Origin of the sequence: Micromonospora sp. NPDC051141, assembly GCF_044455765.1 — a bacterium.
GTDB lineage: Bacteria > Actinomycetota > Actinomycetes > Mycobacteriales > Micromonosporaceae > Micromonospora.
The window spans coordinates 86,899-102,413 of the sequence record NZ_JBITFD010000003.1 but is presented as its reverse complement, the minus strand read 5'-3'; the positions used below and the strand labels follow the sequence as shown (position 1 = coordinate 102,413).

At 72.3% G+C, this 15,515-nt stretch carries 15 protein-coding genes; 5 read left to right on the top strand and 10 right to left on the bottom strand.

Features of this window, described 5'->3' with window-relative positions; translation table 11 throughout:
- Window positions 1–77: 77 nt before the first annotated feature.
- Window positions 78–1,055 carry a helix-turn-helix domain-containing protein gene (locus ACIA6B_RS05810; protein WP_396771379.1) on the top strand — a complete coding sequence of 326 codons (978 nt, stop codon included), beginning with the start codon at window positions 78–80 and terminating at the stop codon, window positions 1,053–1,055.
- A 66-nt stretch (window positions 1,056–1,121) separates the two neighbouring features.
- Here ACIA6B_RS05810 and ACIA6B_RS05805 read toward each other — a convergent pair whose 3' ends face one another.
- On the bottom strand, window positions 1,122–2,762 hold the full coding sequence (locus ACIA6B_RS05805; RefSeq protein WP_396771377.1) for a glycosyl hydrolase family 18 protein: 1,641 nt from the start codon (window positions 2,760–2,762) through the stop codon (window positions 1,122–1,124).
- 144 nt (window positions 2,763–2,906) lie between these two features.
- Here ACIA6B_RS05805 and ACIA6B_RS05800 point away from each other — a divergent pair, with 144 nt between their 5' ends.
- A complete protein-coding gene (locus tag ACIA6B_RS05800) occupies window positions 2,907–3,395 on the top strand; it encodes a glutathione peroxidase (RefSeq protein ID WP_396771376.1) in 489 nt (162 codons plus the stop codon).
- Between the two features lie 25 nt (window positions 3,396–3,420).
- Here ACIA6B_RS05800 and ACIA6B_RS05795 read toward each other — a convergent pair whose 3' ends face one another.
- Complete coding sequence (locus ACIA6B_RS05795; RefSeq protein WP_396771374.1) at window positions 3,421–4,227, bottom strand: SGNH/GDSL hydrolase family protein; 807 nt, start codon at window positions 4,225–4,227, stop codon at window positions 3,421–3,423.
- A gap of 214 nt (window positions 4,228–4,441) precedes the next feature.
- On the opposite strand from ACIA6B_RS05795, the gene ACIA6B_RS05790 reads away from it, so the two are divergent.
- Window positions 4,442–5,125 carry an NADPH-dependent F420 reductase gene (locus tag ACIA6B_RS05790; RefSeq protein ID WP_396771372.1) on the top strand — a complete coding sequence of 228 codons (684 nt, stop codon included), beginning with the start codon at window positions 4,442–4,444 and terminating at the stop codon, window positions 5,123–5,125.
- A 142-nt stretch (window positions 5,126–5,267) separates the two neighbouring features.
- Here the strand turns inward: ACIA6B_RS05790 and ACIA6B_RS05785 are convergent, their stop codons facing one another.
- The 7 genes from ACIA6B_RS05785 to ACIA6B_RS05755 form a co-directional block, all read right to left on the bottom strand.
- A complete protein-coding gene (locus ACIA6B_RS05785; RefSeq protein WP_396771370.1) occupies window positions 5,268–5,618 on the bottom strand; it encodes a DUF2203 domain-containing protein in 351 nt (116 codons plus the stop codon).
- An 86-nt stretch (window positions 5,619–5,704) separates the two neighbouring features.
- Window positions 5,705–6,313 (bottom strand): PIN domain-containing protein, encoded by a 609-nt coding sequence (locus ACIA6B_RS05780; RefSeq protein ID WP_396771368.1) that lies wholly within the window; start codon window positions 6,311–6,313, stop codon window positions 5,705–5,707.
- Between the two features lie 9 nt (window positions 6,314–6,322).
- The gene (locus ACIA6B_RS05775; RefSeq protein ID WP_396771366.1) at window positions 6,323–6,796 is read right to left on the bottom strand and encodes a helix-turn-helix domain-containing protein; all 474 of its coding nucleotides are present in this window, start codon (window positions 6,794–6,796) and stop codon (window positions 6,323–6,325) included.
- 442 nt (window positions 6,797–7,238) lie between these two features.
- Window positions 7,239–8,051, bottom strand: coding sequence for a pyrroline-5-carboxylate reductase (proC, locus tag ACIA6B_RS05770; RefSeq protein ID WP_396771364.1), 813 nt, complete (start codon window positions 8,049–8,051; stop codon window positions 7,239–7,241).
- Window positions 8,052–8,136: 85 nt separating this feature from the next.
- On the bottom strand, window positions 8,137–9,165 hold the full coding sequence (locus tag ACIA6B_RS05765; protein ID WP_107159890.1) for a 6-phosphofructokinase: 1,029 nt from the start codon (window positions 9,163–9,165) through the stop codon (window positions 8,137–8,139).
- Between the two features lie 179 nt (window positions 9,166–9,344).
- Window positions 9,345–9,848, bottom strand: coding sequence for a pyridoxamine 5'-phosphate oxidase family protein (locus tag ACIA6B_RS05760; RefSeq protein WP_396771362.1), 504 nt, complete (start codon window positions 9,846–9,848; stop codon window positions 9,345–9,347).
- 259 nt (window positions 9,849–10,107) lie between these two features.
- Entirely contained in the window at window positions 10,108–10,605 is a 498-nt protein-coding gene (locus ACIA6B_RS05755; protein ID WP_396756190.1) for a polyadenylate-specific 3'-exoribonuclease AS, read from the bottom strand.
- A 248-nt stretch (window positions 10,606–10,853) separates the two neighbouring features.
- Between ACIA6B_RS05755 and ACIA6B_RS05750 the strand changes: the two genes are divergently transcribed.
- On the top strand, window positions 10,854–11,546 hold the full coding sequence (locus tag ACIA6B_RS05750; protein WP_091059444.1) for a Crp/Fnr family transcriptional regulator: 693 nt from the start codon (window positions 10,854–10,856) through the stop codon (window positions 11,544–11,546).
- A gap of 102 nt (window positions 11,547–11,648) precedes the next feature.
- On the opposite strand, the gene ACIA6B_RS05745 is transcribed toward ACIA6B_RS05750, so the two are convergent.
- Complete coding sequence (locus ACIA6B_RS05745) at window positions 11,649–11,822, bottom strand: hypothetical protein (protein ID WP_281936683.1); 174 nt, start codon at window positions 11,820–11,822, stop codon at window positions 11,649–11,651.
- A gap of 211 nt (window positions 11,823–12,033) precedes the next feature.
- Between ACIA6B_RS05745 and ACIA6B_RS05740 the strand changes: the two genes are divergently transcribed.
- Window positions 12,034–15,501, top strand: a complete 3,468-nt coding sequence (locus ACIA6B_RS05740) for an ATP-binding protein (protein ID WP_396772078.1) — start codon at window positions 12,034–12,036, stop codon at window positions 15,499–15,501.
- Window positions 15,502–15,515: the final 14 nt, after the last annotated feature.

Here is a 15,515-nt window from a genome sequence, read left to right as displayed (position 1 = left end):
CGGCCGGACGGTCACTAGTCTCGGGTGGCGCGGCGACCCCGGACCGCGCTTCCCGGAGGTGACGAACCATCCTCACCGTGACATCAGTCGACACCGCGTGGCTGCCCCCGGCCGAACGGTTCGACTTCTGGCAGGACCTCGTCGCGCGGCAGTCGACGACGGCCACGATCCGGAGCGCGTACACGGACGACTTCACCGCCTCGGCCCGGGTGCTCGATCTCGGCACGCTCCGCCTCGGCGTGTGGCGTTACCCGCCCCTGGAGCTCATCCGCTCCGCGCGCATGATCGACAGCGGCGATCCGGAGCTGTACCACCTCGCCCTGCCGTTGTCCGGGCGTGGGGTGGTGACCCAGCAGCGTCGCGAGGCGCCGCTCGACCCGTCGGCGTTCACCCTCGTCGACACCCTCCGACCACACGGCTCCCGGTTACGGGCGGACGGCGCGACGCCGTCGGCGGCGGTGGAGACGTTGACCGTCCTGGTGCCGCACCGGGCGTTGCCGGTGGCCCCGCGCCGGCTGGCGGAGCTGTTCGCCGTCGGGATCCCGGCGCGCACCGGGATGGGCGCGCTGCTCGCCGCGTTCCTGCGGCGGATCGTGGCGCATCCGGAGCAGTACGCGACGGCCGACGCCCCGCACCTCGACCGGATCGCGTTGGACCTGATCGCCGGCGCCCTGGCCGGGCGGCTGGACGTCACGCGGGAGCTGCCGGTCGACACCCGGGTGACCGGGCTCCGGGTGCGGGTGGCGGCGTTCGTCCGGCGGCACCTGACCGATCCGGGGCTCTCCCCGGCCGCCGTCGCGGCAGCGCACCACCTGTCGGTGCGGTCGCTGCACCGGCTCTTCGAGGGCACCGGCACGACGGTCGGTGGCCTGATCCGCGCCGGCCGGCTGGAGCGGGCGGCCCGGGACCTGGCCGACCCGGCGCTGCGGCGGCTGACCGTCGCGCAGATCGGCGCCCGGTGCGGGTTCACGCACCCGGCGCACTTCAGCCGCGCGTTCCGGAGCGCCTACGGGTGGTCCCCGGGCGAGCACCGGCAACGGGCCGCCCGGGGTTGACCACGCGGGCGGGGAGGGGCTGGTGCGGCCCCTCCCCGCCGGGTGGGTGGTGCGTCGGCCCTCGGCTCAGCCGAGACCGCCCTTGATGGCGCCGATCAGCTCACCGTTGCTGGTGTCTCCGGAGAGCTCCCAGAAGAACGCGCCACCGAGGCCCTGAGTGTTGGCGTAGCTCATCTTCCCGCCGATGGTGGCCGGGGTGTCGTAGCTCCACCAGTTGCTGCCGCACTTGGCGTACGCCGTGCCGCCGACCGTGGCCGTGGCCGGGCAGGTGTTCTTGAGGACCTTGTAGTCCTCGATGCCGGCCTCGTAGGTGCCCGGGGCCGCGCCGGTGGCGGTGCCGCCGGGTGCGGTCTGGGTCACGCCGGTCCAGCCGCGTCCGTAGAAGCCGATGCCGAGCAGCAGCTTGTTGGCCGGCACGCCCTTGGACTTGAGCTTCTGGATGGCCGCGTCGGACCAGAAGCCCTGCTGCGGGATGCCGCTGTAGGAGTAGAGCGGGGAGTGCGGGGCGGTCGGCCCCTGCGCGTTGAACGCGCCGAAGTAGTCGTACGTCATCGGCATCAGCCAGTTCAGGTTGGTCGCCGCGCCGGCGTAGTCGGTCGCGTCGATCTTGCCCCCGTTGCTGCCGTCGGCGGTGATCGCCGCGGTGACCAGGAAGCTGGAGCCGAACTTGCTCCGCAGCGCCGAGACCACGTTCTTGAACGCGTTCGGGCCGCTGGCGTCGCACTGGAGGCCGCAGGCGTTCGGGTACTCCCAGTCGACGTCGATGCCGTCGAAGACGTCCGCCCAGCGCGGGTCCTTGACCAGCGAGTAGCAGGAGTCGGCGAACGCGGCCGGGTTCTGCGCGGCCTGGGTGAAGCCGGCCGACCAGGTCCAGCCGCCGAAGGACCAGAGCACCTTCAGGTTCGGGTACATCTTCTTCAGCTTGCGGAGCTGGTTGAAGCTGCCGCGCAGCGGCTGGTCCCAGGTGTCGGCCACGCCGTCGACGCTGTCCGCCGCGGTGTACGCCTTGTCGTAGTCGGCGTAGCTGTCCCCGATGCTGCACCGTCCGCCGGTGGTGTTGCCGAAGGCGTACAGGATGTGGGTCAGCTTGGCGGCGGAGCCGCTGGTGTGGATGTTCTTGACGTGGTAGTTGCGGCCGTAGACGCCCCACTCGGCGAAGTAGCCGACCACCTTCTTGCCACCGGTCGGCGGCGTGGTGGTGGGGGGCGGCGTGGTCGGCGGCGCCGTGGTGGGCGGCGCCGTCGTCGTCGGCGGCTTGGTGGTCGGTGCGGTGGTGGTCGGCGGGGCGGTCGTCGGGGTGCCGCCACCGGCGCAGGAGCCGCCGTTGACGGTGCAGTTCAGCGGCCCCTTGTACGCCCCGGTGCCGTTGTAGCCCCAGTTGAAGCTGGCCCCGGGCGCGAGCGACCCGGCCCAGCTCTTGTTGACCGCGACGTAGTGGTCGCCGGTGCGGGTCACGTCGGCGTCCCAGGAGCTGCTGATCGAGGTGCCGGAGGGCAGGTCGAACTCGATGCGCCAGCCGTTCACGCTGGCGCCGGTGCCGTTGGTGACGGTCACCCGCGCCTCGTGACCGGTCCCCCAGTCCTGCACCTTGGTGAACGTGGCGGTGACGCTGCCGGCAGCCGACGCGGTGGTCATGGGCACCGCGGCGACCGCGAGCGCGACCACGGCGCCGGTGGCCCAGAGGGCCCGGCGGAGCGATCTCTTCATACGGCGTCTCCCCAAACAGTTAGGAAACTTTCCAAATTGATTGCTGAGACGCTACTCACGCCGTCATCAGTTCGTCAAGATGCAGATGCGTCGATTTCACGGGTGGCGCGGGGCGAGGCCGACGACGGCCCGTAGCCTCGTCGCATGACCGTTTTCGACGTGCAGATCGACGCCCTCACCGGCGGCCCGGCCGACCTCGACCGCTACCGCGGTCGCGCCCTGCTGGTGGTCAACGTGGCCTCCCGCTGCGGCCTCACCCCGCAGTACGCGGGCCTCCAGGCGCTCGCCGACGCGTACGCGCAGCGCGGGCTCACCGTGCTCGGGGTGCCGTGCAACCAGTTCGCCGGCCAGGAGCCGGGCGGCGCGGCCGAGATCGAGGAGTTCTGCCAGGTGAACTACGGCGTGACCTTCCCGCTCACGGAGAAGGTCGACGTCAATGGGCCGGACCGGCACCCGCTCTACGCCGACCTGGTGGGCACGCCGGACGCCGAGGGGCACACCGGCGACGTGCGCTGGAACTTCGAGAAGTTCCTGGTCGCGCCGGACGGCACGGTGGCCGCCCGGTTCGCCCCCCAGGTCACGCCCGACGACCCCGAGCTGCGGGCCGCGATCGAGAAGGTGCTGCCGGCCTGAGCGCACGCCGCTCGCGGTGCGCGGGTCAGCCGGCCGCGGACCGGAAGACCGGGTAGTAGCCGCCGGACTGCCCGGCGGCCGTCGGGTGGTACGAGATGGTCAGGTTCAGCACGTTCAACGCGTGCAGCCACTTGGTGCCGTAGCTGCACAGCTGGTGCCCGACGAAGATGGACCGGACGTCGGCGAACGTGAAGCCGGCGGAGGTGGCGGCCGTACGGGTGATGTCGTCGAGCAGGTTGATGCCCTCGTTGATCTTCGCCCGGGAGGTGGCGGTGAGCCCGACGCAGACGGTGCCGAGCTGGTAGAAGACCGGGTAGCCGACCACCACGACGCGCGCCGAGGGGGCCCGGCTCTTGATGCCGTTGTAGACGTTGGCGAGCCGGCCGGGCATCTGGGTGCGGGCCACGTTCATGGCCGCGTTCACGGCCGACACGCACTGCGTCTCACCCTGGAGCACGCAGGTGCTCATGATGTTGGCGAAGCCGACGTCGTTGCCGCCGATCGTCACGCTGACCAGCGTGGTGGTCGAGGAGAGCGCGGAGAGCTGGCTGTTGATCACGTCCGCCGTGGTGGCGCCGGAGCAGGCGACCGAGCGGTACGAGGCCGGCCGGATGTTGGCGTTGTAGAGCGCCGGGTAGGCGTTGGTGCTGCGTAGGCAGTTGCCGCTCTCCGAGGTGTAGCTGTCGGCGCCGACGCCGGAGGCGTACGAGTCGCCGAGCGCGACGTACCGGTCGGACGGGGACGCCTGGGCGGGCGCGGCGGCCAGGGACAGCGAGACCCCGATCGAGGCGGCCAGGGACAGGGCGAGGGTGGCAAGACGGGATCTCCGCACGTCGCACTCCTGGGGGTGGGAAGTGGTGGTGAGAGATTGATATCAATGAGATCACTAGACAGGGAAGATCATCGATTCGCTGTCCCTGCCCATAGAGACTTGTCGTTACAAATCGTTGCCGACCCGAGAGAGCAACCTGAAGGTTTCCGCCGGGCGAACAACCTACCTCCGCGGTCGGGAATGTGCGGGGGCCTCGACCGGGTTGGCACCGGACATGACAACTGTGGGACTGATCGGCAGCGGCAACATCGGCGGCACCGTGGCCCGGCTCGCGGTGGACGCGGGCCACCAGGTGGTGCTCAGCAACTCGCGGGGCCCGGAGACGCTCCGGGACCTGGTGACCGAGCTGGGCCCCCGGGCCCGGGCGGCCACCCCCGAGGAGGCGGCGACCGCCGGCGACCTGGTGGTCGTCACGATTCCGCTGCGGGCCTACCGCCAGGTGCCGGCCGCACCGCTCGCCGGCAAGATCGTGATCGACACGAACAACTACTACCCGGAGCGCGACGGCAACGTCCCCGAGCTGAACGACGAGTCGACCACCACAAGCGAGCTGCTCCAGCGGCACCTGCCGGAGTCACGCGTGGTCAAGGGCTTCAACAACATCTACTTCGCGCACCTGCGGGCGCTGGGCCGCCCGGCCGGCGCGGCCGACCGGACCGCCCTGCCGATCGCCGGCGACGACGAGGCCGCCAAGGCCACCGTCACCGCGTTCCTCGACTCGCTGGGCTACGACGCCGTCGACGTCGGGCCGCTCGCCGAGGGCTGGCGGTTCCAGCGGGACACCACCGCGTACGCCGGTCTCTACGCCACCGACGGCGACTGGGAGCGGCCGGCGCCGGCCGGCGCGCAGCGGTTGCGCGCCGCGCTCGCCGCCGCCCGCCGCTACGCCGACGGCTGACGCACATCCGTCCGGCGGCCGGTCACACCCGGCCACCGGACGGCGCCGGGCCCGCCGGTGACCGGTTCAGACCGACCCCGCCGGTGACCGGCTCAGACCGGCCCGCCGTTGACCGGTTCAGACCGACCCAGCGGTGACCGGTTCAGACCGGGCGGCGGCCGGCGAAACCGCACTCCACCCGGTGGTACCAGCGGACGTCGGTGTCCCCCTCCAGCCAGCACCAGAGCACCGCGCGGCCGTCGCGCTCACCCGGGAAGTCGAGCAGCACCGGCGCGATGCCCTTGACCTCGATGTCGTGCTGGTGGAACTCGTCCACCACGGCGTGCAGCCGGGCCTCGATGGCCTTCACCTCGGCGAGCCCGCCGAGCGTGCTGACGCCGTGGTCGGCCAGGTCGACCCGCAGCTCGGCGAGGTCGGCCCGCAACCTGATCAGCTCGTCGACGCGGGGACGCAGGGTGGCCACCAGGTGTCGCGCCTGGGCGAGAGTGAACACCGGGTCAGTATGCGGCACGCATTCCGCCCCTCGTAGCCGTGTCGACGTGGCCGACGCCAGCAGGGCAGAATGCCCAACCCCAATCGTCAGGGCCGTGCATGATGATCGTGCGGCGGCAAACCGCGGACGTTCCAACGACCTGGGGCCAGTCGGAGGGAGACCCGGTGCGCGAACCGGATTGCCCGGCATCCGGCCAGACCGCTCAAGACGTCGTCCGCACTGAGCTTCGGCCGGCCGCCTCTGCCAGTGGCCTCCGCCTGCTGTACGACGATGTCCGTGATCCGCTCCGGATCGTCGTCCAGCAGCATGCAGAGAAAGTCGTCCGGATGTAGCACCTCGATGGCGTACGGCGCGAGTGCATGGTCCGGGAAGTCACGAAGGTTGGCGGTGACGATCAACTCCGCATCCGCGGCCACCGCAGCGGCGAGCACGTGGCGATCCTTGCGATCATTGACCATCTCGGCGATGAGGTGCTCGTAGCCCGAGACCATCGCGGTCGGGAAGTGTTCTCGCATAACTTCCACCCTGCGTTCGGCCTTGGCGCCGAGCACCGACGGCGGCAGGTTCCGGCGAACCTCGTCAAGGATCTCCTGCGTCCACAACGGGCGGTACAGGCCCTGCTCGGCGCAGCGCAGCAGGGTGTCGGCGAGGACGCTGGGCACAAGGACGCAGGCGTCCAGCACGGCAACGATCATCAGTGATCGTCACTCGTCCGGCTGGTTGTCCGACGGCTGGCGGCCACGCCTGATCGCCTCGTCGTAGACGCCCATGTCGATAGCGTCCGCCGTCAACTCGTCCAGAGCCTCACGGCGCGCTCTCGACCGGCGCTCCTTGTAGGCCAGCACGTCGTGCAACGCGACCCGGCGGCTGGAGTTGGGACGGGTGTAGGGCAGAACGCCATCGTTCATCAGCTTGACCACCGTCGGGCGGGTCACGCCCAGAATCGCGGCGGCCTCCCCGGTCGACAGCTCGACGTTCTCCGCCATCACCCGCACCGGCCGCCCTCGACCGAGGATCGACACGACTTCGGCGAGGGCCTCGCCCACCACGGGTGGCACGTCGATCGGTTCTCCGCCGTCGACGATCAGTTGCAGCCGCCGCCCCCGGAGTGATCGCGAGGCAAAGCGCTCCAGCTCGTCACCGTTCGGCGCCGAGCCGCCTGCCGGCACCACCGTCACAAGATCCTCCGACGTTCTCGATCCTGCCCCCACGATACCTGCCAAAACGAAAAAAACGATAGGCTCAGCCAACGGACTCGGTCGGCAGGTGAATGCGCTCGGCCGGCACCCCGGCGGCGACCCGCAGACAGACCTCCGGGCCGGGCCGATGATGATGCAGCGCCACGGTCAGCGCGTCCCCCGCTTCCCCTGCTCGGCGATCGGATCGTGTGAGAACGCCGGCACGAGGGTCAGCCAGTCGTGTGCGCACTGGACCTTGTCCAGGCTGATCGCGTCGTAGAGGTCGGCGATCGACCTGGTCGACCACCGGCAGTAAGGTGAAGGGCCCGCATCTACCGGGAACCTCAGCGCCCGCAAGATCGACGCCATCCCGGCTCTCAAAGCATCATCGATGGGCGGCTGATCGACTGAATCACAGGTCGGAGGCGGCTCTCAGGCGGCCTCAGTCGACCTGGGCGGCGAGTTCGCGGGCGCGGTCACGGGCCGCCTCCAGCGCCGCCAGCATGGCCGCGCGTACGCCGTGGTTCTCCAGCTCCCGGATCGCGGAGATGGTGGTGCCGGCCGGCGAGGTGACCGCCTCGCGCAGCTTCACCGGGTGTTCGCCGGAGTCGCGCAGCATCATCGCGGAGCCGATCGCGGTCTGCACGATCAGCTCGTGCGCCACCTGACGCGGCAGGCCGAGCAGGATGCCGGCGTCGATCATGGCCTCGACGAGCAGGTAGAAGTAGGCGGGGCCGGAGCCGGAGAGCGCGGTCACCGCGTCCTGCTGCGACTCGGGCACCCGGATGGTGGCGCCGAGCGGGGAGAACATCTCCTCGGCCAGCGCCAGGTGCGCCGCGGTGGCGTGCGCGCCGGGCGAGATCGCGCTCATCGCCTGGTCGACGAGCGCCGGGGTGTTGGTCATCACCCGGACCACCGGGGTGCCCTCGGGCAACCGCCGGTTGAAGAAGGCGGTGGGCAGGCCGGCGCAGAGCGAGATGACCAGCTTGCCGGCGGGGACCTTCGGGCCGATCTCGTCGAGCAGGGCGGCGGCGTCCTGCGGCTTGACCGAGACGGCCAACACGTCGGCCTCGTCCACGGCGGTCGGGTTGTCCACCACCCGTACGCCGTAGCGCTCGGTCAGCTCCTGGGCGCGGGCCGGCCGGCGCGCGGTGGCGAGCAGCCGGTCCACCGGCCAGCCGGAGCGCAGCAGCCCGGAGAGCATCAACTCGCCGATCTTGCCCGCGCCGATCACCGCGACCGTGTTCCCGCCCACCGCGCCTCCTCGTCCGACTCCGACGACTGTTAAGCGGGGCCCCTGCTCTACGCCAGGCGTTAAGCGGGGGCCCCTCCTTGCACGATCAGCTGCCGAAGAAGACCTCGGCCTCTTCGTAGCGCTCCAGCGGCACGGTCTTCAGCTCGCGGGTGGCCTCGGCCAGCGGGACGCGGACGATGTCGGTGCTCTGCATCGCGACCATCTTGCCCCAGTCGCCCTCGTGCACCGCGTCGATGGCCTGGAGGCCGAGCCGGGTGGCGAGCACCCGGTCGAACGCGGTCGGGGTGCCGCCGCGCTGGATGTGGCCGAGCACCACGGTGCGGGCCTCCTTGCCGGTCTTCGCCTCCAACTGCTCGGCGAGCCACTGGCCGATGCCGCCGAGGCGGACGTGGCCGAAGGAGTCGAGCTCCTGGTTGTGCAGCACCATCTGGCCGTCCAGCGGCTGGGCGCCCTCGGCGACCACGACGATCGGGGCGTACTGGTGCTGGAAGCGCTTCTCGACGTACCCGGCGACCTGCTCGACGTCGAACTGCCGCTCCGGCAGCAGGATCACGTTGGCGCCACCGGCGAGGCCGGCGTGCAGGGCGATCCAGCCGGCGTGCCGGCCCATCACCTCGACGACGAGCGTGCGGTGGTGGCTCTCGGCGGTGGTGTGCAGCCGGTCGATCGCCTCCATGGCGATGTTGACCGCGGTGTCGAAGCCGAACGTGTAGTCGGTGGCGCCCAGGTCGTTGTCGATCGTCTTCGGCACACCGACCACGTTGACGCCCAGCTCGTGGAGCTTGGTGGCGACGCCGAGGGTGTCCTCGCCGCCGATCGCGATCAGCGCGTCCACGCCCTGCGCGGCCAGGTTCTCCTTGATCCGCTCCACACCGTTCTCGATCTTGAACGGGTTGGTGCGGGACGAGCCGAGGATGGTGCCGCCGCGCGGCAGGATGCCGCGCACCTCCGCGATGCCCAGCGGCTTGGTCAGCCCCTCGAGCGGGCCCTTCCAGCCGTCCCGGAAGCCCACGAACTCGTGACCGTAGGTGGCGACGCCCTTGCGGACCACCGCCCGAATCACCGCGTTGAGACCAGGGCAGTCGCCGCCGCCGGTGAGCACGCCGATACGCATGATCTGCTCATCCTCCTGAAGCATCAGGTGAAGCCCGGATTAAGCCCCAGGATATGTGTCGGATCAGACCATCGGCGCCATTGCCGGCCCGGGGCGGGCCGTCACTGCGAACTGTAGTCGGCGCACCTGTACGCCGGCACCGCGCCCCGGCCCGTCCCGCCCGCCGGATCGGCTACCGGTCAGTAGCCGACCTCGTGGTTCTCCCCCGCCTTCGGCGGCTTCCCGGTCACCGCGGCCTTGGCGAAGCCGAGCAGGTTGACCACCGTGCTGCCGGGCGAGTCCCAGTACTCCGCCGAGCCGGCGTGCACCTTGATCAGGGTGATCCCCGGCGTCTGGAGGCCGTCCGGGAACCACGCCTTGAGCAGCGGGTTCCACAGGTCCTTCGCGCGGTCGGCGTCCCACTCCTCGGTGGCGGTGCCGGCCACTGACACCCAGGCGTTGTGCTTCTGGTCGGAGAAACCGACATTGACCTGCGGGTTCACCCGGATCTGCCGGATCTTGGCCGAGTCGGCGTACGCGAAGAACCACAGGTCGCCGTCGAAGTCGGCCTCCTGGAGGCCCATCGGCCGGCTGACCAGCCGTCCGTCGACGGCGCTGGTGGTGAGCAGGCAGATCCGGGCGTCCCGGATCAGCTCGGTGACCTTGCGCCGGGCGTCCGCGGCGCTTGTCGGTTCGTTGCTCATGGGGCACTCCTGTCTCGGATCGGCGTGATGCCGCCTCCGGTGCCCCGGGCAGAACGGGTCAAACCTGCCGCGCTAACCGGGCATGCCCTCACGGCCCTCGCTGCGCTCGGTGCGTTCGCTCATGCCGAGCTAACCGGGCATGCCCTCACGGCCCTCGCTGCGCTCGGTGCGCTCGCTCATGCCGAGCCGGCCGGGCATGCCCTCACGGCCCTCGCTTTGCTCGGTGCGTTCGCTCATGCCGTGCCAGCCGGGCATGCGCTCAGCGCGTGGTCATCGCCCGCCACCGGGCCAGGTTGTGCCGGGCGTCGACGAGCGCGTCGTGCCGGCCGGACTCGGCCTCCGGCAGCCGCGGTCGGCCCCGGTCGTCCCAGAGCTGCCGCAGCTCCTTGGTGAACCGGGGGATCTCCCGGGGCAGCGCCGGCATGGCGCCCCAGAGCTGGGCCAGCACCACGTGGTCGTACGCGGCGTACCAGGCCCACAGCTCCAACTGCTCGCCCGGACGGTCCCGCACCGGGGCCAGCAGGAACTCGTGCAGGTCGTCCCGGATCCGCTCCCGGGAACGCCAGGCCCGGTCGGCCGGCGAGGGGAGCTTGTCCAGCACGTTGCGCCGCACCCAGGGCACCGCCCGGGAGTCGTCGAACTCGGTGGAGACCGCGTAGAACTCGCGGCCGTACTCGTCGACGACGCCGATCGACACCAGATCGACGGTGCGGCCGTCCTCGATGAATTCGCAGTCGTAGAAGTAGCGGTAGACCATCGGTCCCATCCTCGCCCATCGGCTCCGCCGGGCCGTCGCCGGGGCGTCCACCGAGGTCGGCGCGGACCGGCCACCCGGTTGGCCATGGTCACGGAAGTGTCTCCGGGGGTGTACAGCACGCTACCGGCGCGTCATGATCTGATGTGTACCGCCGTCGGGCGCCGAACCGGTTGAACTGCCTCGTACCGGGACTGACCGCTTCACCCGGTGTGCGAGCTGGTGACTTCTGACCGGGGAGGGGTTGAGCCGTGGAGTCTCGCCTGCCGGAGCCGGGTGACGCGCTCACGGGCGTGGAGATGTTCGCCGGGCTGGAGCCGGAGGTGCGGCAGCGGGTCATCGCCGCGGCCGTGCCGCGCACGTACCGCAAGGGCCAGCTTCTCTTCGTCGAGAACGACCCCGGCGAGTCGCTGATCGTGCTGCGTCGCGGCGCGGTGGCGGTGTTCCGCACCGCGCCCACCGGCGAGCGCGCCGTCCTGTCGGTGATCCGACCCCCGGACGTGCTCGGCGAGGTCTCCCTGCTGGACGCCTCGACCCGGTCGGCCTCGGCGGAGGCGATCGAGGACTGCGCCGCGCTGGCGCTGTCCCGGCCCGCCTTCATGGAGCTGGTGCACTCCAACCCGCGCATCCTGGACGCGGTGATGCGCTCGCTCGGCCAGCTCATCCGCCGGCTCACCGAGCAGAACGCCGACCACGTCTTCCTCGACCTGCCCGGCCGGGTGGCCAAGACGCTGGTCCGGCTGGCCGGCGAGAGCCAGGCCCCGATGATCACGATCGAGCTGAACCAGAGCCAGCTCGCCGAGATGGCCGGCGGCTCGCGGCAGAGCGTCAACCAGGCCATCGGCTCGTTCGCCAGCCGCGGGTGGCTGCGCACCGAGGGGCGCCGCATCGTGGTCACCGACGTGGCCGCGCTGCGCCGCCGCGCCGGCATGAGCGACCGCTAGCCCGACCAGGGCCGGCAGTCGGACGACGGGCCGGCAGCCGGACGACGGCGGGGCCCGGCGGTCACCCCGCCGGACCCCACCCGATGGCACCGTCGTGCCGCGTCAGTCGTCCTTGGTGTCCGCCGGAGGCGCGCTCGGGCCGGGCCCGATCTTCGACGGGTCGGTCTTCTTCGGCGGCGTGGTCGTGGTGGTCGTCGTGGTCTCGGTCGATCCGGTGCCCGTGGGCTGCTCCACCATGCCTTTTTCCTCCAGTTCGGCGAGTGTGACGGCGTCCACGTCGACCGTGTCGCCCGAGGCCCACACCGTCCCCCGTGGATCGGTCCATGAGGCGGAAAGCCGGACGTGCACGGCACTCTCCCTGTCGACGGGACTTCCTGCTAGGGGAGACTAGACCCGGCCGAACAGCCGCGACGTCCCGCCGACCCGTCGGGTACCCGACTGGCCTACCGCGCGGGACAATGGGGACCTCACGCGTACGGAGCCGGACATCGACCTCACCTGTGGACACTGCGCCCGGACCGCCGGGCCGGACGACCGCTTCTGCGGCGGGTGCGGCCGGCCGCTCGCGGCGGCCTGTCCGGGCTGCGGGCACGCCAACGACGTCGGCACCAACTTCTGCACCAGCTGCGGCCAGCCGCTGCGCGACCACGCGGTCGCGGTGCAGGAGGACCGCCGGCAGGTCAGCGTGCTCTTCATCGACATCGTCGACTTCACCACCTACGCCGAGCGGGCCGACCCGGAACAGGCCCGCGGCCTGCAACAGGTCTACTTCGCCACGGTGCGCCGGCTGGTGCACCAGTACGGCGGCGTGGTGGAGAAGTACATCGGCGACGCGGTGATGGCGCTGTTCGGGGCGCCGGTGGCCACCGACAACGACGCGCTGCGCTGCGTACGCGCCGGTCTGGAGCTGCAACGGAGCCTGGCCCGGCAGCCGGCCGGCCCGCACCCGCCGCTCGGTTTCCGGGTCGGCATCGCCACCGGCGAGGCCCTTGTCGACCTGGCCGCGGCGCGCGACGGCGGGCAGGCCTTCGTCACCGGCGACGTGGTCAACACCGCGAGCCGGTTGCAGGCGCTGGCCCCGACCGGCGGCGTGGTGGTCGACGAGAGCACCTGGTCCGCCACCCGGCGCGAGATGGAGTACGCCGACCAGCCCCCGGTGACGTTGCGCGGCCGGTCGGCGGTGAGCCGGATCTGGCTGGCGGTGCGGGCCCGGCCCCGGCGCGACGGGCAGGGCGCCGAGCTGACCCCGATGGTCGACCGGGACCACGAGCGGGGGTTGCTGGTCAGCGCGCTGCACCGTACCGTCACCGAGCGCACCTCCCAACTGCTGACCGTCTTCGGTCCGGCCGGGGTGGGCAAGAGCCGGCTGCTGCGCGAGCTGGCCCGGCACGCGGCGAACCTGCCCGGCGCGCGGGTCACCTGGCTGACCGGCCAGTGCCCGCCGTTCGGCGAGAACGTCACCTACGCCGCGCTCGCCGACATCGTCCGAAGCTGGGCCGGGCTGACCGGCGCCGACGACCCGGCCGGCACCCGGGAGCGCCTGCGCGAGCGACTGGGCCGGCTCGCCGACCCGCACGCGGTCCGGCTCGCCGAGGCGCTCGGCCCGCTCGTCGGCGTCTCCGGCGAGCGGCTGACCTCGGCCGAGACCGAGGCGGCGTGGCGGCGCTTCCTGCTGGCGCTGGCCGCGACCGGCCCCACCGTGCTCGTCTTCGAGGACATGCACTGGGCGGACGAGGCGATGCTCTCCTTCGTCGAGCAGCTCGGCGCGGCGGCCCGCAACGTGCCGCTGCTGGTCGTCGCGACCGCCCGGCCGGAGCTGCGCGAGCGGCACCCGGCCTGGACCGGGACGATCAGCGGCGCGATGTCCATCTCGGTGCCGCCGATGCACGACGGGGACATCGACACGCTCTACTCGCTGCTGCTCGGCCAGGCCACACTGCCCAGCGAGGCCCGCGCGCCGTTGATCGAGTTCGCCGACGGCAACCCGCTCTACGCCCAGGAGTACGCCCGGATGCTGCTCGACGGCGGGCTGGTCGAGCGCTCGGCCGGCGTCGGCCGGCTCGATCCGGCCGCGGGCGCCGGGATGCCGCGTACCGTCCAGGCGGTCATCGCCAACCGGCTGGACCTGCTCGACCCGGCGGACCGCGCGGTGCTCCAGGCCGCCTCGGTGGTCGGGGTGCAGTTCTGGGCGGCCCCGGTGGCGCTGGCCCTGGGCCGGCCGACGGAGTGGGTGGAGCGGGCGCTGCACCGCCTCCAGCGCCGCGACCTGGTCTTCGAGCTGCCGGTCTCGACCATGCCCGACCAGTCGGAGTACCGCTTCCGGCACGTGCTGGTCCGGGACGTCTGCTACCAGCGACTGCCCCGGGCGGAGCGGGTCGTCCGGCACCAACGCGCCGCCGACTGGCTGGAACAGCTCGCCGACGGCCGGCAGCACGACCTGGCCGAGGTGCTGGCCAACCATCGGTGGGCGGCGCACGAGATCGCCCGGACGGTGGGGCTGGACCAGGCGCCGTACGCCGTCGCCACCCGGTCCGCGCTGCACCGGGCCGCCCGCCGGGCGTACGAGCTGCACGCGCTGGAGACCGCGGCCACGCTTGTCGCCCGCGCGCTCAGTGTCGAGTGCGGGCCGGACCCGGCGCTGGAGCTGTTCCAGGCCGAGCTGGCGTTCTACACCGACCGTGACGGCTTCCTGGTCGACGGCGGCGCGGAACTCCTCACCGGCCTGGCCGGGCGGCTGGCCGACACCGGGGACCTGCGCGGCGCGGCGAAGGCGTGGCGGCTGCTGTCCACCGCGGCCTGGGCCCGCGCCGACCGGTCGGAGATGCGGCGCTGCCTGGACCGGTCGATCCGGCTGCACGCCGAGCTGCCGGACAGCGAGGACAAGGTCGGCGCGCTGCTGGAGCTGGCCCGGGCGCACATGCTCGACGCGGAGACGGAACCGGCCTGCGCCGCCGCGCGCAGCGCCGCCGAGCTGGCCGAGCGGCTGGAGCTGCGGGAGGCACGGGCGAACGCCCGGATCACGCTGGCGGTCGTCCGCTACCAGGCCGGCGCCGAGGAGGCGTACGCCGAACTGGCCGAGGTCACCGAGGAGTGCCGGGTGGAGCGGCTCACCAGCCGCCGTCGCGCGGTGCACAACCTGGCCTGGGCGTTGCAGGAGGAGGGGGACCTGGCCGGCTCCTCCCGCCTGGTCGACGAGCAGCGCTCGCTCGACCTCGCCGGCGAGCACGGCCTGACGGTCAGCTTCAGCGACCAGTGGGCCCGGTCGTACTACCGCGGCGACTGGACCGCGGCGCTGCGGATGGCCGAGGGGTCCACGCGGCGGCCGACCGACGAGTGGGACCTGCACATCGTGGCGGTCTCCGGTTGGATCCGGGCGCTCGGCGACGACCCCGACGCCGGCGACACCGCCCCGGACCTGGTGGACCAGGCGCTGGTCGCGGCCCGGCGCAGCGGCTTCCACCGGGTGCTGCGGTCCACCGTGGCGCACGCCGCGCTGTGCCGGGCGGTGCAGGGTCGCCGGGACGAGGCGCTGGCGCTGCTCGCCGAGCTGGACGAGGACTGGCGGCGGACCCGGATGATCCCGTTCGCCGAGTGGGTGCCGGCGGTCGGTCACGTCGCCGGCCTGCTCGGCGGCGACGCGGCGGTCCTGGTGCGCGACCTGCTGGCCCGTGCCCCGCGCGCCACCCGCTGGGCGCGAGCGGCCGGGCGGTCCGCCGACGCGGCGCTGGCCCGGCGCGACGGGGACGCCGCCGGGGCGGGCCGGCTGTTCACCAGCGCGGCGGCGGACTACGCGGCGATGACCGATGTCACCGATCAGATGATCGCCTCCGCGCTGGCGGTCGGGCCGCTGGCCGAGGCGGATCCGCCGGCCGCGGCGGCGACGCTGGCCCGGGTACGCGCGTTCGCGGACCGGCACGCCGCCACCGGCCTGCTCCGGGTCGCCGGGGCCGGCTGAGCGTCAGGCCCGGG